Source organism: Actinomadura gamaensis (assembly GCF_042652125.1).
Classification (GTDB): domain Bacteria; phylum Actinomycetota; class Actinomycetes; order Streptosporangiales; family Streptosporangiaceae; genus Spirillospora; species Spirillospora gamaensis.
This window is the reverse complement of record NZ_JBHSIT010000002.1, coordinates 1039643-1057662: the sequence shown is the minus strand read 5'-3', so window position 1 is coordinate 1057662 and position 18020 is coordinate 1039643. Positions and strand designations below refer to the sequence as shown.

Annotated in this window: 22 protein-coding genes; 12 read left to right on the top strand and 10 right to left on the bottom strand. The window is 73.5% G+C overall.

Annotated elements, in window-relative coordinates; genetic code table 11:
- Positions 1-44 precede the first annotated feature (44 nt).
- The 3 genes from ACFPCY_RS10205 to ACFPCY_RS10195 form a co-directional block, all read right to left on the bottom strand.
- The gene (locus ACFPCY_RS10205) at positions 45-458 is read right to left on the bottom strand and encodes an ArsR/SmtB family transcription factor (protein WP_378253656.1); all 414 of its coding nucleotides are present in this window, start codon (positions 456-458) and stop codon (positions 45-47) included.
- Positions 459-542: 84 nt separating this feature from the next.
- Positions 543-971: a carboxymuconolactone decarboxylase family protein gene (locus ACFPCY_RS10200; RefSeq protein ID WP_378253654.1), complete on the bottom strand. Its 429-nt coding sequence runs from the start codon at positions 969-971 to the stop codon at positions 543-545.
- A complete protein-coding gene (locus ACFPCY_RS10195; RefSeq protein WP_378253652.1) occupies positions 968-1696 on the bottom strand; it encodes a dienelactone hydrolase family protein in 729 nt (242 codons plus the stop codon). Before ACFPCY_RS10195 ends, ACFPCY_RS10200 begins: the two co-directional genes overlap by 4 nt.
- Positions 1697-1815: 119 nt before the next feature.
- On the opposite strand from ACFPCY_RS10195, the gene ACFPCY_RS10190 reads away from it, so the two are divergent.
- The 7 genes from ACFPCY_RS10190 to ACFPCY_RS10160 all read left to right on the top strand — a co-directional run bounded on the left by ACFPCY_RS10190 (position 1816) and on the right by ACFPCY_RS10160 (position 7840).
- The gene (locus tag ACFPCY_RS10190; RefSeq protein WP_378253651.1) at positions 1816-2676 is read left to right on the top strand and encodes a helix-turn-helix transcriptional regulator; all 861 of its coding nucleotides are present in this window, start codon (positions 1816-1818) and stop codon (positions 2674-2676) included.
- Between the two features lie 290 nt (positions 2677-2966).
- Positions 2967-3506, top strand: coding sequence for a TlpA disulfide reductase family protein (locus tag ACFPCY_RS10185; RefSeq protein ID WP_378253649.1), 540 nt, complete (start codon positions 2967-2969; stop codon positions 3504-3506).
- Between the two features lie 264 nt (positions 3507-3770).
- On the top strand, positions 3771-3977 hold the full coding sequence (locus ACFPCY_RS10180; RefSeq protein ID WP_378253647.1) for a hypothetical protein: 207 nt from the start codon (positions 3771-3773) through the stop codon (positions 3975-3977).
- A 117-nt stretch (positions 3978-4094) separates the two neighbouring features.
- Entirely contained in the window at positions 4095-4637 is a 543-nt protein-coding gene (locus tag ACFPCY_RS10175) for a MauE/DoxX family redox-associated membrane protein (RefSeq protein WP_378253645.1), read from the top strand.
- A gap of 25 nt (positions 4638-4662) precedes the next feature.
- Entirely contained in the window at positions 4663-5421 is a 759-nt protein-coding gene (locus ACFPCY_RS10170; RefSeq protein ID WP_378253642.1) for a peroxiredoxin family protein, read from the top strand.
- A complete protein-coding gene (locus ACFPCY_RS10165) occupies positions 5418-7349 on the top strand; it encodes an ABC transporter ATP-binding protein (RefSeq protein WP_378253640.1) in 1932 nt (643 codons plus the stop codon). Before ACFPCY_RS10170 ends, ACFPCY_RS10165 begins: the two co-directional genes overlap by 4 nt.
- Positions 7346-7840, top strand: a complete 495-nt coding sequence (locus ACFPCY_RS10160) for a S26 family signal peptidase (RefSeq protein ID WP_378253638.1) — start codon at positions 7346-7348, stop codon at positions 7838-7840. Before ACFPCY_RS10165 ends, ACFPCY_RS10160 begins: the two co-directional genes overlap by 4 nt.
- Before the next feature lie 38 nt (positions 7841-7878).
- On the opposite strand, the gene ACFPCY_RS10155 is transcribed toward ACFPCY_RS10160, so the two are convergent.
- Both ACFPCY_RS10155 and ACFPCY_RS10150 read right to left on the bottom strand, forming a co-directional pair.
- Complete coding sequence (locus ACFPCY_RS10155; protein ID WP_378253636.1) at positions 7879-8313, bottom strand: hypothetical protein; 435 nt, start codon at positions 8311-8313, stop codon at positions 7879-7881.
- Positions 8314-8386: 73 nt separating this feature from the next.
- On the bottom strand, positions 8387-9382 hold the full coding sequence (locus ACFPCY_RS10150; RefSeq protein WP_378253634.1) for a TY-Chap domain-containing protein: 996 nt from the start codon (positions 9380-9382) through the stop codon (positions 8387-8389).
- A gap of 99 nt (positions 9383-9481) precedes the next feature.
- Between ACFPCY_RS10150 and ACFPCY_RS10145 the strand changes: the two genes are divergently transcribed.
- Positions 9482-9718, top strand: a complete 237-nt coding sequence (locus ACFPCY_RS10145) for an EF-hand domain-containing protein (protein WP_378253632.1) — start codon at positions 9482-9484, stop codon at positions 9716-9718.
- A 103-nt stretch (positions 9719-9821) separates the two neighbouring features.
- Here the strand turns inward: ACFPCY_RS10145 and ACFPCY_RS10140 are convergent, their stop codons facing one another.
- A complete protein-coding gene (locus ACFPCY_RS10140) occupies positions 9822-10640 on the bottom strand; it encodes an alpha/beta fold hydrolase (RefSeq protein ID WP_378253630.1) in 819 nt (272 codons plus the stop codon).
- A gap of 101 nt (positions 10641-10741) precedes the next feature.
- On the opposite strand from ACFPCY_RS10140, the gene ACFPCY_RS10135 reads away from it, so the two are divergent.
- The gene (locus ACFPCY_RS10135; protein ID WP_378253629.1) at positions 10742-11128 is read left to right on the top strand and encodes a winged helix-turn-helix transcriptional regulator; all 387 of its coding nucleotides are present in this window, start codon (positions 10742-10744) and stop codon (positions 11126-11128) included.
- Positions 11129-11184: 56 nt separating this feature from the next.
- Here the strand turns inward: ACFPCY_RS10135 and ACFPCY_RS10130 are convergent, their stop codons facing one another.
- Complete coding sequence (locus ACFPCY_RS10130) at positions 11185-12099, bottom strand: LysR family transcriptional regulator (RefSeq protein ID WP_378253627.1); 915 nt, start codon at positions 12097-12099, stop codon at positions 11185-11187.
- A gap of 91 nt (positions 12100-12190) precedes the next feature.
- On the opposite strand from ACFPCY_RS10130, the gene tdh reads away from it, so the two are divergent.
- A complete protein-coding gene (gene tdh, locus ACFPCY_RS10125; protein ID WP_378253625.1) occupies positions 12191-13228 on the top strand; it encodes an L-threonine 3-dehydrogenase in 1038 nt (345 codons plus the stop codon).
- A gap of 8 nt (positions 13229-13236) precedes the next feature.
- Complete coding sequence (locus tag ACFPCY_RS10120; protein WP_378253623.1) at positions 13237-14409, top strand: glycine C-acetyltransferase; 1173 nt, start codon at positions 13237-13239, stop codon at positions 14407-14409.
- Between the two features lie 79 nt (positions 14410-14488).
- Here ACFPCY_RS10120 and ACFPCY_RS10115 read toward each other — a convergent pair whose 3' ends face one another.
- From ACFPCY_RS10115 to ACFPCY_RS10105, 3 genes are all read right to left on the bottom strand, one after another.
- Positions 14489-14983 (bottom strand): hypothetical protein, encoded by a 495-nt coding sequence (locus ACFPCY_RS10115; protein WP_378253621.1) that lies wholly within the window; start codon positions 14981-14983, stop codon positions 14489-14491.
- Between the two features lie 87 nt (positions 14984-15070).
- Positions 15071-15958 (bottom strand): M56 family metallopeptidase, encoded by an 888-nt coding sequence (locus ACFPCY_RS10110; RefSeq protein WP_378253619.1) that lies wholly within the window; start codon positions 15956-15958, stop codon positions 15071-15073.
- Positions 15955-16371, bottom strand: a complete 417-nt coding sequence (locus ACFPCY_RS10105; RefSeq protein ID WP_378253617.1) for a BlaI/MecI/CopY family transcriptional regulator — start codon at positions 16369-16371, stop codon at positions 15955-15957. Before ACFPCY_RS10105 ends, ACFPCY_RS10110 begins: the two co-directional genes overlap by 4 nt.
- A gap of 189 nt (positions 16372-16560) precedes the next feature.
- On the opposite strand from ACFPCY_RS10105, the gene ACFPCY_RS10100 reads away from it, so the two are divergent.
- Positions 16561-18012: a sialidase family protein gene (locus tag ACFPCY_RS10100; protein WP_378253615.1), complete on the top strand. Its 1452-nt coding sequence runs from the start codon at positions 16561-16563 to the stop codon at positions 18010-18012.
- Positions 18013-18020: the final 8 nt, after the last annotated feature.

The following is an 18020-nucleotide window of genomic DNA, read 5'->3' as shown; positions in this document are numbered from 1 at the left end:
TCCGCGCGTCAGGGAGTGGTACTTCACGCCGCCTCCGGCCGTGCCTAGTGCGGGGCGTGCTCGGGGTGGGCGGTGGCGGGCGCGTGCCCGATGTGGGTGAGCGCGACGTCCAGGAGCATCCGGACGTGCGCGTCCGCGAGCCGGTAGTAGGCCATGCGCCCGGCCCGGCGGGCCTGCACCACCCGGTGGGCGCGCAGCAGCCGCAGGTGATGCGACACCGCCGACTCGCTCGCCCCCGCCACCGCGGCGAGATCGCACACGCACATCTCGCCCTCGAGCAGCGCGACCAGCACCTTCAGGCGCCCCGGGTCGGCCAGCAGGCCGAACACGTCCGCCAGCTCCGCCACGTCCTGCGGGGCGGGCATCGCCTCGCACACGACCGCGACCCGCTCGGCGTCCACGACCCGGACCGCGCAGCCGTCCATCCCGACGGCCTGTGCATCTGAACCACTGCTCATATGACGAGACGATACCCACCCTCCCCGATCACTCGCGACCCCGGCGCCTCGGACGCGCCGCGCCGGGCCCGCGGTTCCGGAGGCTCAGGGCGACGGCGAGACCCCGGCGTCCTTCCGGAGCAGGCCGCGCGCCTCGAAGGCGCGGCGCGCGACGGCCATGGCGCCGAAGACGCGGGGAAAGCCCGCGTACGGGACGGCCTGCATGATCGCTTCGACCAGCTCGTCCGGGGTGAGCCCGGCGGCCAGCGCCGCCCCGAGATGCGCCTCCAACTGCGGCTCGACGCCGCCCTGCGCGATGAGCACGCCCAGGATGACCAGCTCCCGGCGCGCGGCGTCCAGGCCCGGACGCGCGTGGATGTCGCCGTAGGCGAACTCGACCGCCAGGCGGGGGAGATCGGGCGCGAGATCGGAGATCGAACGATAGGCCCGGTCCCGCGGCCCGTGGGGATCGCTCAACTCCGCCTGCCGCGCGAGCCCGCGTTCGTAACGGCTCAAGCCGGGCGCGGACGTCATGACTCGGCTCCGGTGAAGGCCAGGAGGCGGTGCCAGGCGTCGGTGCAGGCGTCCTGCCATTCGGCGAAGGCGCGGTCGAAGAAGCTGTGCGGCGCGCCCTCGTACACGTGCATCCGGACGTCCTTGCCCGCCTCGTCCAGGGTGGCGGCGAAGGCGTCGAAGTCGCGTTGCGGCGTCGCCACGTCGTCCCCGGCGAGCAGCATGAGGATGGGGGAGCTGATGTCGGCGGTGCGGTCGCCGACGAAGACCGGCGAGCCGTAGAAGCCGACGGATCCGGCCAGCCTGAGCCCGGCCCCGGCCAGCCGCCAGGAGTAGCCGCCGCCCAGGCAGAACCCCACCGAGTACACCGGGCCGGCGTCGCGCAGGGCGTCCAGCGCGGCGGCGGCGTCGGTCTCGACGTGCGCGGGTTCGAGCAGGTCCAGGTGGGCGAGGCCGTCGAAGTCGTCGTCGCGCGGTCCCGTCCCCGCCGACCGGCCGTAGTAGTCCATGACCAGCGTGTGGAAGCCGGCCTCGGCGAACCGCAGCGCCAGTTCGCGGTAGAAGGGGTGCAGGCCGCGCACGTCCGGCAGGAGCAGGACGGCACGCCCGTTCGGGACGGACGGCGTGGCCCGGAAGGCGGAGAACCGGTTGCCGTCCGCGGCGGTGATCTCCAGGGGACCGTGCCCGGCGACCTCGCCGGTGACGGTCGGGGACGCGGGCGGACGGCTGTCGGTGCTGTGGCACATGGGATTTCCTTTCGCTCGCCCCACAGCCTGGGACGGCGCGCATCGGTTACCCAGGCCTCCGCGTATACGGGTACTCGCAGGGCCAGCCTCGACCCGGACGAGCCCGGCATACTGGCCGCATGCGCGACCATCACGACCTGGGTGTCTTCCTCCAGACGCGGCGGGCGCGGATCGCCCCCGAGAGCGTCGGCCTCCCCGCCGGGACGCGGCGGCGGGTCCCCGGCCTGCGGCGCGAGGAGCTCGCCCAGCTCGCGGGCATCAGCGTCGAGTACTACCAGCGGCTGGAGCAGGGCCGGACGGGCCGCCCGTCGGACGAGGTCCTCGACGCCCTCGCCCGCGTCCTCGACCTGTCGGACGTGGAGCGCGACCACCTGCGCACGCTGGTCCGGCGCCGGAGTCCCGGCGCGGCCGTCGAGGACGGCCCGGAGCGCGCCCGCCCCGAGCTGCGCCGGATGCTGGACCTGCTGCCCACGCCCGGCATGGTGATCAACGACCGGTTCGACGTGCTCGCCTACAACCCGATCGCGCGGCGGCTGTTCGTCGGCGCGCTCGAAGGCGGCAACCTCGCCCGCTTCCTGTTCCTGGACCCGGCCGGGCGCGCCTTCTACGTGGACTGGGACGAGGTCGCCGCGTCCACGGTGGGGCAGTTGCGCGTCGTCGCGGCGCGCCATCCCGGCGACGCGCGGCTGGCCCGGCTGGTCGCCGAGCTGGCGGGCGGCAGCGCCGAGTTCGCCCGCCTCTGGGCCGCGGGCGACGTGGACGTCCGCACGCACGGCGCCAAGAACCTGCGGCACCCGGCCCTCGGCGTCCTGACGTTCAGCTACGAGAACCTCCAGCCCGCGGGCGAGCACCGGCAGCGCCTCGTCGTCCTCACCCCGGTCCCGGACGGCCCGACCGAGGCGGCGCTGCACCTCCTCGCCTCCTGGGCGGACGGCGACCGCGCCCCGGCGCGTCCCGAAGGCTCCCTCCGAAGTCGCTGAGCGCTCGCCGACAAGCGGCGGCACCTCTGCTTCCGATCAGCGGCACATCCGCTTCCGATCAGTGGCACATCCGCTTCCTATCGGCGGCGGACGCTCTGACGCATGGCCTGTCCGGCTGTCACGAGGCGCACAAAGCGACCATTGATCTGGGGAAACGCGGCCGGTCCGTCGCCCGGACGGGGTAGTTGATCACTAAAACGTCGCCGATCCATTGCGGCCGGGGGGCCTTTGGGTGATCATGGACGCGCGTCCGCGGCACCGGTGCCCCGGGCTCGGGAGAGGACCCTGTCATGATCTTCGCTGTGGTGGCCCTGGTCCTGGTCGGCGTCGTCGGCGTGCTGAACCTGGCACTCCTTCTGGTCATGCTCCGCCGGTGGCGGGAGCTGGAGGGCGCGGAACTCCCGTCCGCCGGAGCCGCCGGCGTCCGGATCATCGACCGGATCCCCAGCTTCTCCGCGCCGGCCCTCGACGGCGGCACGGTGACGGAGCGGTCCCTGCTCGGCAGGGAGAGCCTCGTCGGGTTCTTCTCGCTGACCTGCAAGGCGTGCGTCACGGCCGTCCCGGTCTTCGCCGAGCACGCCGAGCGGCTGCGCGCCACCGGCGGGACCTCCCTCGCGATCGTCCACGGGGACGGCGCGGCCAAGACGGATCTGGCCGCGAAGCTCCGCGACGCGATGGACATCGTGATCGCCGAAGACGCGAAGGCCGAGCTCTCCCAGCGCTTCGGCGCCAAGCACTACCCGACCTACGCCTGGTACGACGCGACCGGGACCGTCACCTCGGCCGGAGTCGGGGTCGCGGCCCTGCGCACCGAACTCGTCCCCACCTGACGACCTCCCGCATCCCCTTACCACCTTCCGGTCGCCGCCGAACGGGCGCCGGTCGACCCGCAAGGCGCCAAGGCGCTGCCTTTCCGCAAGGCCCTGTGCTTCTTGCAAGGCTTCGTCCTGCCCGCAAGGTGCCGTCGCGTCCGCAGAACGTGACCGCGCCGCCCCCCCCGAGCCCCACGGGCTCCGTCCGCCGCGCTCGACCCTTGCGCGTCGGCGTCCGGCCCGTGCGTGGAACCAGTTCACCCCCCACCCCAAGGAGGAACCATGCTCCAGAGCGTGACCCGGCGCGTCACCCGCGCCGTCGAGGTGCTGCTTCCCAAGACCACCGCCGACGCCGGCTGCCCGCCGGACTCCTACATGCAGTACAAGTACATCAACGGTGTCTGCTTCGGCCGGACCTGCACCGTCAGCGGCAGCTGCACCACGCACTGCGGAACCTGGTACAGCTACAGCAGCAACTACTGCTCCTGACCGCGTGAAGCCGGTGCGGCCGTCCTCCGCGAGGACGGCCGCACCCGGCCCGGCCGCGGGTTCCGGCAACGCGCCGCGCGCTGCGCGCTGCGCACATCCCGTCCTCCAGGAGCTTCCGTGCTGTTCGTACTGCTCGCCTGCCGCCTCACCCTGGCGGCGGTGATGACGCTGGCGGCGGTCGCCAAGCTGCGGTCGCCCGGCGCCTTCGCCGCCTCGCTGGAAGGCTTCGGCTTCGTCCCGGAGCGGCTGCGCCGTCCGCTGGCCTTCGGCGTCCCGGCCGCCGAGCTGCTCATCGTGCTGCTGCTGGCCGTGCCCGCCACCGTCACCGCCGGTCTCGTCGCCGCCGCGCTGTTCTGCTGCGGCCTGACGGCCGTCCCGGCCCTGGTCGTGGCGCGCGGGACGACCGTGACGTGCGCCTGCTTCGGCGCCGCGAAGGCGCCCATGGGCGGATGGCACATCGCCCGCAACGCCGTGCTGCTGGCCGCGGCCGTCCTCGGCTCGGCCGTGGCGTTCGCGGTCGGTGACGGGATCCCCGGCGAGGTTCCGGGGATCGCGCTGGCCGTGGTCGCGGCGGGCCTCCTCACCACATTGACCGTCTTCGTCGACGACATCGCCGCGCTCTTCCGCTCCCCGGTCGCGGCCGGGGGCTCGGGCCGGTGAGCCGCCGGGGCCGGAAAGGACATCCGTGGAATACCTCGTCGCAGGGATCGTGCTGGCCGCGCTGGTCACCGCGCTGAACCTGGCGCTGACCGCGGCCGTGACGCGCCGCTGGCGCGCCCGCGTGAACGCCTTGCCGGGCGCCGCGCGCCACGGCGGCGGAGATCATCACGACCACGCTCCGGGCGACCACGCCCCGGGCGACCACGCTCCGGGCGACCACGCTCCGGGCGACCACGCTCCGGGCGACCACGTCCAGGCGGCCGACCTGGGAGTCGCGGCCGGGCACCGGATGCCCGAGTTCACCGCGACCACCGCCGGCGGCGCGACGCTCACCCGGGACGACCTGGCCGGACGCCCCGTCCTGATCGGTTTCCTGTCGCTGGACTGCGAGAGCTGCGACGAGGCCGTCCCGGCGTTCGCCGAGCACGCGCGCCGGATGCGGGACGCGGGAGGACGCGTCCTCGCCACGGTCGTCGGCGTGGACGCCGCCGAGAGCGAGATGGCCGCCCGCCTCGCCGGCATCGCGGACTTCGTGGTGCCGGAGTTCCTCGACGCGCCCTTCGGGTCGGCGTTCGGCGTCCGGCTCTATCCCGGCTTCGTCCAGTACGGGCCGGACGGCGTCGCCACCGCCGCCGTCCTCGACCTCGCCGACCTCCCCGAATCGCCCGACCTCGCCGAACTCGCCGAGCCCGGCGCGCCTGCCGAGCCCGCGGAACCCGCCGACTCCGCGGAACCCGCCGAGCCCGCGGAACCCGCCGAGCCCGCCCGTCCGATGGTGCCGTGAGCAGCGACGACGTGACCGATTCCGGCACCTCCCCGCAGCCGGACGCTCCGGCTCCGGAAGCCGAAACGCCCGAAGAACCGCGCGTCTCCGTCCTGCGCGGGATGCGCGCCGCCTACGCGCTCGCCTGGCAGGCGTGTCCGGGGATGCTCGTCCTCCAGGTCGCCATGGCGGTGACCGGCGGGGTCGCGCCCGTCGCGACCGCATGGCTGACCAAGGGCGCGCTGGACGAGCTCACCGCCGCCCACCCCGGCATGGGCTCGCTCACGGGGATGGCGGCCGGGATCGGCCTCCTCGGCGTCGTGATGGCCGCCACCTCGGCCGTCACCACCTACGCGCAGGGACGCGCCCGCCGCGCGGTCGGCCTGCTCTCCCAGGACAGGCTCTTCACCGCCGTCAACCGGATGAGCGGCCTCGCGCGCCTGGAGCAGCCGCAGTTCCACGACCGCCTGCGGTTGGCGCAGCAGTCCGCCGAGCACGCCCCGGACCAGCTCGTCCAGATGGGCCTGTCCACCTTGCAGGGGACGCTCGGCATCGCCGGTTTCCTGGGCACGCTGGTGGCGATCAGCCCGGTCATGGCCGGGCTCGCGCTGGCCGCCGCCGCGCCCGCGCTGGTCGCCCACCTGACGCTCGGCCGCAGGCGGGCCGGGCTGCTGTGGCGGACGAGCCCGCTCCTGCGGCGCAAGCTCTTCTACCAGATGCTGCTGACCGACCTCCAGGCGTCCAAGGAGGTCCGGCTGTTCGGGCTGGGCGGCTTCCTGCACGACCGGATGCTCACCGAGCTGCGCGCGTCGAACGCCGCCGAGGACCGGCTGGAGCGCGGCGTCGTCCGCGTCCAGGTGCTGCTCGCCGCGCTCGGCGCGCTGCTCGCGGGCGGCGGGCTGCTGTGGGCCGTGCACGCCGCCGCGCAGAGGTCGATCAGCATCGGCGACGTGTCGGTGTTCATCGGCGCGCTCGCCGGCGTCCAGACCGGCCTCACCTCGCTGGTGCAGGGCATCGCGATGGGCCACCAGAACGCGCTGGTCTTCCACCACTACCTGACGGTGGTCGGCGCGCAGGACGATCTCGCCGAGCCGGCGGAGCCGAAGGCGATCGCGCCGCTGGCGCGCGGGATCGAGCTGCGCGACGTGTGGTTCCGCTACGGCGAGGACGCCCCGTGGGTGCTGCGCGGCCTGGACCTGACCATCCCGCACGGCACGAGCCTCGCGGTCGTCGGGCTGAACGGAGCGGGCAAGAGCACGCTGGTCAAGCTGCTGTGCCGGTTCTACGACCCGCAGCGCGGGGCCGTCCTGTGGGACGGCGTGGACATCCGCGACATCCCTGTCGCCGACCTGCGGCAGCGCATCGGCGCGGTGTTCCAGGACTACATGGACTACGACCTCACCGCCGCCGAGAACATCGGCCTCGGCGACCTCGACGCGATCGCCGACCGGGACCGGATCCGGACCGCCGCCGAACGCGCCGGCATCCACGAGACCATCGAGCGGCTCCCCGCCGGGTACCGGACGATGCTCAGCCGCGTCTTCCACGCCGGTGACGAGGACGAGGACGAGGAGGAGGCCGCCCGGACGAGCGGCGTCCACCTGTCCGGCGGCCAGTGGCAGCGCCTCGCGCTCGCCCGCGGGCTGATGCGCCAGGGCCGCGACCTGATGATCCTGGACGAGCCGAGCTCCGGCCTCGACGCGATGGCCGAGGCCGCCGTCCACGACCGGCTCCGGAAACTGCGCGCGGGCTCCACCAGCATCCTGGTGTCGCACCGGCTCAGCGCCGTCCGCCGCGCCGACCGCATCGTCGTCGTGCAGGACGGCCGGATCCTGGAGAGCGGCGACCACGCGTCCCTCATGGCGGTTCCGGACGGCGTCTACGCCGAGCTGTTCCGCAGCCAGGCGGAGGGGTACCAGGAGGAGCGCGAGGCGGTGGCCGCCGAGTGAACCGGGTCCTGATGGCCGGCGCGGCGGCGGTGGCGCTGCCGGCCGGGCTCGCGGTCGTGGCCCGGTCCCTTCTGGCGACCGTCACCGTCCGGGGCGGCAGCATGACCCCGACGCTGAACGACGGTGACGTACTCCTCGTGCTCCGCCATCCCCGCCTGCTCGTGCTCCGCCACCCCCGCCTGCTCGTGCTGCGCCATCGCCGCCGGGTGCGCGCCGGACGGATCGTGGTCGTCCAGCGGCCGGACCGCGAGCTGGGCTGGACGAACCCGCTCGACCTGTCCGGAAGAGCCGGGTGGTACGTCAAGCGGGTCGCCGCCGCGCCCGGCGATCCCGTGCCGTCCTGGGTGGCGGGGGAGCGGCCCGACCGCGTCCCGCCGGGCATGCTGGCCCTGCGCGGCGACCACCCGGGTTCGGAGGATTCCAAGCAGTGGGGCCTGTGCCCGGCGGAACGGATGTACGGAGTCGTGCTCGTCCGGCTGCGCGCGGCCTGATCGGCGGCGACCCGGGACCTGCGTGCGCAAGGGCGGTGTCAGCTCATGTCGATGTACTGGTGGTCGCTGCGGATGCGGCCGTCGGCGTCCAGGGCGAGGACGTCCAGCCCTCCGGCGACGGCCTTCCCCGTGCTCTTCTCCACCATCGACCACCGGACGCCGAGAACCCCCGGCAGCAGCACGGACGGTTCGGCGGCCAGCGCGAAGACGTGCTCGCCCGGCTCGATGAACATCTCGTAGGCGCGGTTCACTCGCGCGACGAGCGCCTGGTGGCCGCGCACCTCCAGCGTCGGCACGGCGAAGTCGAGTGCGCGCGCCGCGTCGCGGATCTCCTGCGGGGGATCGACGAGAACCTGGACGGCGTCGTCCGCCCACAGTTCGCCGATGAGCGCCTTCCGGCGCGCCGGGTCGGATTCGTTCCACATGGCCACGTATCGGTCCGCCCACTTCCGGGCGTCGAGGTGATCGCTCATGCCGGTAGTCTCCGGCCCGGCGCGCGAAGACGCGATTCCCCGGAGGGAATGGCGGCGCGGTTCCGGCGCCGGATCAGAAACGGTCGCCGTGGCGGGTGGGAAGGCCGATTCCGAGCAGATCCGGGTCGCGGGAGATGCGTTCGTACCAGAGGTCCTCGAAGGGGAAGCCGTAGGACTTGAGCGCGCCCACCAGCATCCGCGCGGCGATGTTCGCCTCGTCCGTGCCGGGCTCGGAGAAATCGTCGGCCACGCAGAACTCGCCCTCGGGCGTGTCGTCCAGCGGCCAGCCGAGTCCGGTCATCGTCTCCCGCCACGCGGGATCGTGGTCGGGGGGAATGGCCGCCTCGATGTGCAGTCCCCAGTCCCGGTCGGTGGTCCACTGCACGAATCCGTGTTCGCCGGGTGTGCGCACGACGACGGTGAAGTCGTCGCGCTTTTCCAGCAGTGAGAAATCGTTGAGGATCGACGAGAACGTCGTCGCGAGCCGGTTCTCGAACTCCGCCCAGTCCTCGGCGTAGTAGCCGCCCGGAAGGAACAGGCCCGCGAGTTCCGGGCCCCGGCCGACGATCTGCCAGTAGCCGAGCTGCTCGAGGCCGTCCTCGGGCTCGGCCCACTTCGCCGTCCGGTACTCGTCGTTCTCGACGGCCTCGGTCGGGACGATCCGCAGGTACGCGTCGTCCCCGAGCCGCTCGAGTTCCAGCAGGCGGACGGGGCCGCGCCAGCGCAGCAGCGGCCCGGGCCCCCGCATGATCGACGGAGCGCCGAGCGCGTCCTCCAGCGCGGCGCGCAGGCGGGGGAAGAACTCGCCGGCCTCGCCGACGCGCACGGAGATCCCGGTCCGCTCGTCGTCGGAGCCGTGCCGGGCGAGGAGGCCCGGACCGGTGCCGAGGCCGGTCTCGTACTCCTCGCGGTCGGTCCGGAGCGGCGTCCCGCCCTCGGAACCGTCCTGCGTCCGCCGCCAGCCGAGATGCGTCACGGCACGGTCGAACGCGGCGTCGTCCCATCCGGTCATGTCGAGGGCGGCGAAGCGCCGGGCGAGTTCGGGAAGCTGGTCACTGGTGGGGGCCATGACCGGAGATCATAAGGTGATCAGCCCCGTCCGGGGCCCGGACTCCGGGACGGGGGCAGTACGATCGGGGGCCATTGTCGCCCGGTGCGGAAGGGAATCATGTCCGAGCAGTTTGAGACGGTGTTCGCCCAGTACGACACCGACGGGGACGGGCAGCTCACGGTGGACGAGGTGACCGCCGCGATCGCCGGGATGTTCCCGGCCGCCGAGGTGAACGACCTGTCCGGCCTGGTCGGGGCGCTGTTCGCCGAGTACGACACCGACCGGAACGGCCTGCTCTCGGTCGCCGAGTTCGTCCCGCTGGCCGAGAACCTGCCCGAACTGGGCGCCGGCTGACGACCGGCCGCGCCGCCGTCCAGCGCCCGCCGTCCAGAGCCCGCCGTCCAGAGCCCGCCGGTCACAGGCCGCCCGCCAGAGCCCGCCGCCCACAGGCCGCCCGTCAGAGGTGGTCGAGGAGCGCCCGCGGACGGTCCAGCGGAACGATGTGGCCGCAGTCCTCGATCAGATGGCCGGTGAGGTCGTCGGCGTGCGGGCGGAGCTGCCGTTCGAGCGCGTCGCCCACCGGGTACGCGCCGATGGCCGTGGTCGGCACGGTGAGCCGGGCGGACGCGACCGCCTCCCGGATCTGCCGCGCGCTCGTGGGCATCGCCCGGTAGTGGGAGAACGCGCAGCGTAGCGAGTCGCGTCCGGTGTAGGCGGCGACGAAGGCGTCCCGGATCTCGGGCGGGACGCCCCGGCCGAGCGTGCCCCCGTCCAGGAACCAGTCGACGTACGGCGCCTCGTTCCCGAGCAGCACCGTCTCGGCGAGGCCCGGGACGGCGTGGAACCCGAACCACCAGCGCTGCCCGCCCGCCGTGAAGTCCTCCGCGCCGGGCAGGTCGCCGAGAACCGCCTCCATGAGGACGAGCCGCCGGACGCGTTCGGGCCGCCGCATGGCCAGCAGGAAGGCGGGCGGGGCCCCGGCGTCGATGCCGACGACCGTCGCGGACGGCTCGCCGAGCGCGTCGAGGACTCCTTCCGCGTCGAGCGCGAGGTTCGCCGCGTCGTAACCGGTCTCGGCGCGGGTCGTTCCGCCGAGTCCGCGCAGGTCGGGGGCGATGACGCGGTGGCGCGCGGCGAGGTGGGGGATGACCTCGCTCCACACCCGCCAGGTGTGCGGGAAGCCGTGGAGCAGCAGCACGGCGGGGCCGTGCCCGGCGATGGCGACGTTGGCCTCGATGCCGTTGGTCGCGACCGTGCGCAGGGTGATGTCCGACATCATGCTTCCTCAAATGTGGTTACCATTGGTGACCACAGAACCTTAGGTAACCGCGACGGCCGCGCCAAGACGGCACTTTCCCGACAGGTGGTGAGCTCCAGGTGACCTCCCCGAGGCCCCAGTCCAAAGGCGACCTGTTCGACCCGGCGTGCCCGACCCGGCGGCTGCTGGACCGCATCGGCACCAAGTGGACGTCGATGGCCGTCAAGGTGCTGGCCGAGGCGTCCCCGCAGGAGGTGCGGTTCGCCGACCTGCGCCGGCGGATGCCGGGAATCTCACAGAAGATGCTGTCCACGACCCTCCAGAGCCTGGTGCGGGACGGCCTCGTCGCGCGGCGCGTCGAGCCGACCGTCCCGCCGCGCGTCCACTACCGGCTCACCGACCTCGGGCGGTCGCTCGAAGTCCCGCTCGCGGCCGTCCGCGCGTGGGCCGAGGCGCACATGGCCGAGGTGGACCGCGCCAACGCGCGGCACGACGCGGAGGCCTGAGGCGTCAGGACGGCGGCCGGCCCCGCCGGGGGAGCGGCGGACGGCGCGGCGGACGGTCAGGCGTCGGGGGCGGGGGTGAGCTGGCGGGCCTTGCTGCGCAGGCCGTCCAGGACGAACTTCAGCAGCGGATGGTCCTGGCTGCCGCGCCGGATCGCCGTGAAGACCGGACGCGTCGGGGCGTCCAGGACCGGCCGGACGATCGCCCTGGTCCGTCCGATCCCGGAGAGGGCCGACCGGGGGACGAGCGCGACGCCCGCGCCCACCTCCACCAGCGCGCACACCGCGCGGAAGTCGTCCGAGACGCACTGGACGCGCGGCTGGAAGCCGGCGCTCTCGCACGCCCGCAGCACCACCTCGCGCACCGGGTTGCCCGGCCACGGCGTGATCCACCGCGCGGACGCGAGCGCCGCCAGCTTCACGCCCTCGTGGCCCGTGCCGAGCGGGTGCCCCGGGGGCAGGACGGCGTCGAACGGCTCGGTGTAGAGCGGCTCCCTGAGCAGGGAGTCCTCGCCCGAGCCGAGGGTGTCGCGGTTGGCGACGGCCACGGTCACGTCGACCTCGCCGTCCAGGAGCAGGCCGAGCGCGGCGCGGCCCTCGGCGTCCTTGACGCTGATCCGCACCCGCGGCGGCGAGTCGGCCACCAGCGGCGCGACGACCTCGGTGATCGCGGTGGAGAACGCCGCGATGGCGACCTCCCCGGCGACGCCCGCCGACACCGCCGCCAGGTCGGCCTCGGCCTGCTCGAGCTGGATCGCGATCCGGCCGGCGTGCTCGGCCAGCACGACGCCGGGGGCCGTCAGCCGCACCGCCCGGCCGCGCCGCTCCAGCAGCGCGTGCCCGACCTCCGCCTCCAGCGCGGCCAGCTGCTGCGACACCGCCGACGGGGACAGGTAGAGCGCCCGCGCCGCGGCCGTCACCGTCCCGTGCTCGGCCAGCGCCCGCAGCACCCGCAGCCTGCGCGGATCGATCATGCTCGGACCTCGGCTTTGAAGAAGTTCTTCACAACGATCCACGGATAATACCGATGGACTTCACAAGCTTCGGCCCAGCACAGTGAGGGTCATGAGAGCGCTGGCGAAGACCACCTCCGCGCCCGGTCTCGAACTCGTCGACGTGCCGGTCCCCGCGGCCGACGGCGACCGGGTCCTGATCCGGGTGCTGCGCACCGGCGTGTGCGGCACCGACCTGCACATCGAGGCCTGGGACGACTGGGCCGCCCGCGTCGTCCGGCCGCCGCTCGTGCTCGGCCACGAGTTCGCCGGCGAGGTCGCCGCGGTCGGCCCCGACGTCAGCACGGTCAAGGTCGGCGACCTGGTCAGCGGCGAGGGCCACCTGGTGTGCGGCACCTGCCGCAACTGCATGGCGGGCCGCCGCCACCTGTGCATCCGCACCGTCGGCCTCGGCGTCCACACCGACGGGGCGTTCGCCGAGTACGTCGCGCTGCCCGAGGCGAACGTCTGGGTGCACCGGCACGAGGTCGACCTCGACGTGGCCGCGATCTTCGACCCGTTCGGCAACGCCGTGCACACCGCGCTGGCCTTCCCGGTCCTGGGCGAGGACGTGTTGATCACCGGCGCCGGCCCGATCGGCATGATGGCCGCCGCGATCGCCGCGCACGCGGGCGCCCGCAACGTGGTGATCACCGACGTCAGCGAGCCGCGCCTGGAGCTGGCCCGCAAGCTCGGCGCGACCGTCGCGCTCGACGTCGCCGAGTCGAAGATCGCCGACGTGCTGCCCGAGCTCGCCATGACCGAGGGCTTCGACGTCGGGATGGAGATGTCCGGCCGCCCGGACGCCCTCCAGGACATGGTGGCCACGATGAGCCCCGGCGGCCGGATCGCCGTCCTCGGCCTGCCCGCCGGGGACGTCCCGGTGGACATGGCCACCGTCGTCACCCGCATGCTCACCCTGCGCGGCATCTACGGCCGCGAGATGTTCGAGACCTGGTACGCCATGTCGGTGCTGCTGCAGGGCGGCCTGGACATCAGCCCGGTGATCACCCACCGCTTCGGCTACGGCGAGCACGCCGAGGCCTTCGCCACCGCCCGCTCCGGGCGCTGCGGCAAGGTCGTCATCGACTGGACCCGCGAGACCCTCTAGGAGACCCCGTGTACGACACCCTGCGCGACGACCTGCGCGGTCGCCTGGCCGAGATCCGAGAGGCCGGGCTGTACAAGTCCGAACGCGTCCTCACCACCCCGCAGTCGGCCGCGATCGGCGTCGCGTCCGGCGAGGTCGTGAACTTCTGCGCCAACAACTACCTCGACCTCGCCGACCACCCCGAGGTCATCGCCGCCGCCAAGAAGGCCCTGGACGACTGGGGCTTCGGCATGGCGTCGGTCCGCTTCATCTGCGGCACCCAGGAGCCGCACAAGGAGCTGGAGGCCAAGCTCAGCGCGTTCCTCGGCACCGACGACACGATCCTCTACAGCTCGTGCTTCGACGCCAACGGCGGGGTCTTCGAGACCCTGCTCACCGACGCCGACGCGGTGATCTCCGACGAGCTGAACCACGCCAGCATCATCGACGGGATCCGGCTGTCCAAGGCGGCCCGGTACCGCTACCGCAACCGCGACATGGACGACCTGGAGCGCTGCCTCAAGGAGGCCGCCGGGGCCCGGCACAAGCTGATCGTCACCGACGGCGTGTTCTCGATGGACGGCTACATCGCCCCGCTCGACCGCATCTGCGACCTGGCCGACGAGCACGGCGCGCTGGTCATGGTGGACGACTCCCACGCGGTCGGCTTCACCGGCCCGACCGGACGCGGCACGCCCGAGCTGTTCGGCGTCACCGACCGGGTGGACGTCGTCACCGGCACCCTCGGCAAGGCGCTGGGCGGCGCGAGCGGCGGCTACGTCTCCGGCCGCGCCGAGATCGTGGAGATCCTCCGCCAGCGCTCGCGGCCCTACCTGTTCTCGAACTCGCTGGCGCCGTCCATCGTCGGCGCGTCCCTGCGGGTGCTGGAGCTCCTGGAGGCCTCGGGCGATCGCCGCGAGCGCCTGGCGGCGAACACCGCGCTGTTCCGCGCCGAGATGACCGCCGCCGGGTTCGACATCCTGCCCGGCGAGCACCCCATCACCCCGGTCATGATCGGGGACGCGGCGAAGGCCGGGGAGATGGCCGCCGCGCTGCTGGAGCGCGGGATCTACGTGATCGCGTTCTCCTACCCGGTCGTGCCGAAGGGCAAGGCCCGCATCCGCGTCCAGCTTTCGGCGGCGCACTCCACCGAGGACATCCACCGGGCGGTGGAGGCCTTCCGGGCCGTCCGCGACGCCTGACGGTCGCTCCGCTTCCGGCCGTTTCCAATCCGGGGTCCGCTGTCTCGCGTCGTTCGGACGGGACGGCGGACCCGGTCGTCTACCAGCCCTCGTCGCCGCCGTCGCCGCCGTCGCCGCCGTCCGCGTCGGAGAAGTCGTTGTTGGTCACGTACTCGTTGTTGGTGATCTCGTAGACGACCTGCTGCGGCTCGTCGTCGTCCAGCATCTCGTTGATCAGCGCGCCGCCGACGAGCCCGGCCGCGCCCGCCGCCGCGACGCCGCCCCAGCCCGGACCGCGCCGCTGCCGCTCGGGGTGATGGTGGTGGTCGTCGTGGACCGGCTGGCCGTGACCCGGTTGCGGGTGTCCGGCGGCGGGGTAGCCGGGCTGCACGGCGGGATAGCCGGGCTGCGTGGCGGGGTAGCCGGGCTGCGCGACCGGGTGGCCGGGCTGTCCGGAGGCCATCTGCTGCTGGTGGACGGCCCACTGCTGCGCGCAGGCCGGGCAGGCCGTCACGGTGCGCGCCGCGCCCCACTGCGGCGTCCACAGGATGGTCTGGACGCCCGGGCCGTGGGCGGCGTCGAAGAAACACGTCATCGCAGGACTCCCGTTCCGAGGTCAACTACGACAAGTGTCGTAGATCGTCGGGAGTTGATCAAGTCGGCCGGGAGAGCGCCGGCCGGGTCAGAGGAACGGCAGCCCCAGCGCCTGGTCGAGTTGGAGGGCCGCCGCGGCGAGCGGACCGGTCGTGAGGCCGCTGCCCAGCAACGCGACCGGACCGGTCACCGCGGTCGCCGGAGGCGGCGCGCCGAGCAGCGCCCGTACCCGCTCGACGGTCTGCGACTCGGTGAACCCCGGCAGGACGCCCGGACCGCGTCCGCCGCCCGGAGCGGACGCCAGCGCCACCTTCGCGATCGTCCGCGCGACCAGGACGCGGTCGCCGGTGGCCGTGGCGGTGTCCTCGTCCGCCCAGCGCTCCAGCGCCAGGCGCAGCCGCGCGCCGAGCGGGCGCAGCGGCGGGACGATCCCGCCGATCAGGGCTCCGACCAGCAGGTACCGGTGATGGGCGTGCCGGAGGTGGGACTCCTCGTGCCGGAAGACGACCGCCAGCTCGCGGCCGTCCAGCAGCCCGAGCAGACCGCGCGACACCAGGACGCCGCCGTCGCGCCGTCCGGGGACGGCGAACGCCACCGGCACGTCGCTGTCGAGCACGCCCCGGCTGAGACGCCGCGCCCGCCGCGTGGTGACGGCGCTCCGCAGGACGACCCACGACGCGGCGGCGCAGGCATAGCCGAACGCCAGCAGCGCCGGGACGCCCGCCACGGCCGGGACGGGCTCGTCGTCGCCGAACAGCATCCACTCGGGCAGCCGGTCCGCCGCGTCCGGCGCGAGCGTCGCGGCGTAGTTGACCGCGACGAACAGGGCCGTCCCGACGGCCGAGACGGTGGCGGTCGCGGCGACCGTCGCGAGGATCCGCGCCGTCCACGCCGGATGCAGCGGCAGGCGCGCCCGGCCGAGCGCGAACGCCAGCGGCAGCGTCGCCGCCACCGGCAGGAACGTGAACGGGTTCACGACGGTTCCCCGCCCGCGTCGGGCCCGGCGGCGGCGTGACCCTCCAGGACGGCGCGGAGCATGTCGGTCTGCTCGCTGTTCAGCGTCTCGACGAAGCGGCTCAGCGCGTGCCGCTGGTCGCTGGCGAACCGCAGGTGCTCGTGCATGCGTCCGGCGACGACCTCGGCCTCGTCCACCGCGAGGCGGTACTCGTACTGCCGTCCGGCCCGCTCCCGCCGCACCATGCCCTTGCGGTGCAGCCGGGTCAGGATCGTGTTCAGCGTCGTGTGCGCGGGCGGCGTCCCGCTCAGCCGTTCCCGCAGGTCGGCGGTGCTGATCGAGGCCTCGGCGGACGCCAGCACGGCCAGCACCTCCGCCTCCAGCCGTCCCAGCGGACGTCGCCCCACGCCCCACCCCCAGCGCTCGATGATCACCCGTACCCAAGCCTAGAACGTTCCCACCCCCTTCAGCCCACGACGGCGGCCCGCGCTGCGGCGGCGGCGTGTGCCGTGGTGTGTCGGTCGGCGAGCGGCAACAGGCCGCAAGCGGACATGCGGCCTCCATTGACGGTCCGGCCGAAGGGGCGCACGTTTGGCCTGTTTTGTCCGTGATGGGAGATTCTCATGTCCCTGCGATTCCCCGCCCGCCGTCTCCTGCCCCTGCCCGCCGCCGCACTCGCCAGTGCGGCGGCGCTGGTGCTGGGCGGCGGTCCGGTCCTGGCCAACGTGGCCCTCACCCAGGTGAGCAGCGACCCGTTCACCAACACCACCAGCCAGCACCGCACCCAGGTCGAGCCCGACACCTTCACCTACGGGACGACGATCGTGTCGGCGTTCCAGACCGGCCGGTTCTTCGACGGCGGTTCGTCCGACATCTGCTTCGCGACGTCGTCCGACAGCGGCTCCACCTGGACGAACGGCTGCCTGCCCGGCGTCACCAAGTTCCTGGGCGGCGGCCCCTACGACCGCGTCAGCGACGCGGCGGTCGGCTACGACGCCCGGCACGGCGCCTGGCTGATCTCCGGCCTGGCCATCACCGACAGCGGTGGCGTGCTGGGCAAGGCCGTGGTCACCAGCCGCTCCACCGACGGCGGCCACACCTGGGCCAATCCCGTGGTCACCGCCAACGCGACCGGCTCGGCCAACCTGGACAAGAACTGGATCGTCTGCGACAACACGGCGTCCAGCCCGTCCTACGGACACTGCTACACCGAGTACGACGACAACGGCGCCGGCAACCGCATCCACATGGCGACCTCCACCGATGGCGGCCTGACCTGGACGAACGCCACCACGAGCTCCACCGGCCTCGGCGGCCAGCCGGTCGTGCGGCCGAACGGGACGGTCCTCGTGCCCTACCAGAGCAACAACGGGCAGATCCGGTCGTTCCGCTCCACCGACGGCGGCGCGACCTGGCGGTCGTCCGTCCTCGTCTCCGCGATCCAGTCGCACACCGTGGCGGGGAACCTGCGCACCAGCCCGCTGCCGTCCGCCGAGATCGACTCCGCGGGGACGGCCTACGTCGTCTGGCAGGACTGCCGCTTCCAGTCCGGCTGCGCCGCCAACGACATCGTGATGAGCAAGTCCACCAGCGAGACGACCTGGGGGCCGGTCACCCGCGTGACCGCCGACGGGGGCGACCACTTCATCCCCGGCATCGGCGTCGACCCGGCGTCCTCGGGCGGCTCGGCCCGGCTCGCGGTCACCTACTACCGGTATCCGGCCGCGAGCTGCACGGCGTCCACCTGCCAGCTGACCGTCGGCTACACGTCCTCGGTCAACGGCGGCTCGTCCTGGAGCGCGCCGACCCAGCTCGCCGGGCCGATGACGCTGTCGTGGCTCGCCAACACGAGCCAGGGCGTGATGGTCGGCGACTACATCTCCACGTCCATCGCGGGCGGACGCGCCTGGCCGGTCATCGCCGTCGCCAACGCGCCCGCCGGCGGCACCTTCGACGAGGCGATGTACGTCCCGGCGGGCGGCCTGGCCGTCACCGGCGGGGCCCGCGCCTCCGCCGTCACCCCACTGGTCACCAGCGGCCACCAGCCCCCGACCACCGTCACCACCCGCCGCTAGGACGGGCC

Bases quoted from the DNA above. Each gene is read 5' to 3' on its own strand.
- ACFPCY_RS10140 (WP_378253630.1), bottom strand. From the start codon at position 10,640: ATGTCGGACATCACCCTGCGCACGGTCGCGACCAACGGCATCGAGGCC.
- ACFPCY_RS10150 (WP_378253634.1), bottom strand. From the start codon at position 9,382: ATGGCCCCCACCAGTGACCAGCTTCCCGAACTCGCCCGGCGCTTCGCC.
- ACFPCY_RS10100 (WP_378253615.1), top strand. From the start codon at position 16,561: ATGTCCCTGCGATTCCCCGCCCGCCGTCTCCTGCCCCTGCCCGCCGCC.
- ACFPCY_RS10155 (WP_378253636.1), bottom strand. From the start codon at position 8,313: ATGAGCGATCACCTCGACGCCCGGAAGTGGGCGGACCGATACGTGGCC.
- ACFPCY_RS10115 (WP_378253621.1), bottom strand. From the start codon at position 14,983: ATGACGTGTTTCTTCGACGCCGCCCACGGCCCGGGCGTCCAGACCATC.
- ACFPCY_RS10185 (WP_378253649.1), top strand. From the start codon at position 2,967: ATGATCTTCGCTGTGGTGGCCCTGGTCCTGGTCGGCGTCGTCGGCGTG.
- ACFPCY_RS10180 (WP_378253647.1), top strand. From the start codon at position 3,771: ATGCTCCAGAGCGTGACCCGGCGCGTCACCCGCGCCGTCGAGGTGCTG.
- ACFPCY_RS10130 (WP_378253627.1), bottom strand. From the start codon at position 12,099: ATGATCGATCCGCGCAGGCTGCGGGTGCTGCGGGCGCTGGCCGAGCAC.
- tdh (WP_378253625.1), top strand. From the start codon at position 12,191: ATGAGAGCGCTGGCGAAGACCACCTCCGCGCCCGGTCTCGAACTCGTC.
- ACFPCY_RS10145 (WP_378253632.1), top strand. From the start codon at position 9,482: ATGTCCGAGCAGTTTGAGACGGTGTTCGCCCAGTACGACACCGACGGG.
- ACFPCY_RS10195 (WP_378253652.1), bottom strand. From the start codon at position 1,696: ATGTGCCACAGCACCGACAGCCGTCCGCCCGCGTCCCCGACCGTCACC.
- ACFPCY_RS10190 (WP_378253651.1), top strand. From the start codon at position 1,816: ATGCGCGACCATCACGACCTGGGTGTCTTCCTCCAGACGCGGCGGGCG.
- ACFPCY_RS10200 (WP_378253654.1), bottom strand. From the start codon at position 971: ATGACGTCCGCGCCCGGCTTGAGCCGTTACGAACGCGGGCTCGCGCGG.
- ACFPCY_RS10205 (WP_378253656.1), bottom strand. From the start codon at position 458: ATGAGCAGTGGTTCAGATGCACAGGCCGTCGGGATGGACGGCTGCGCG.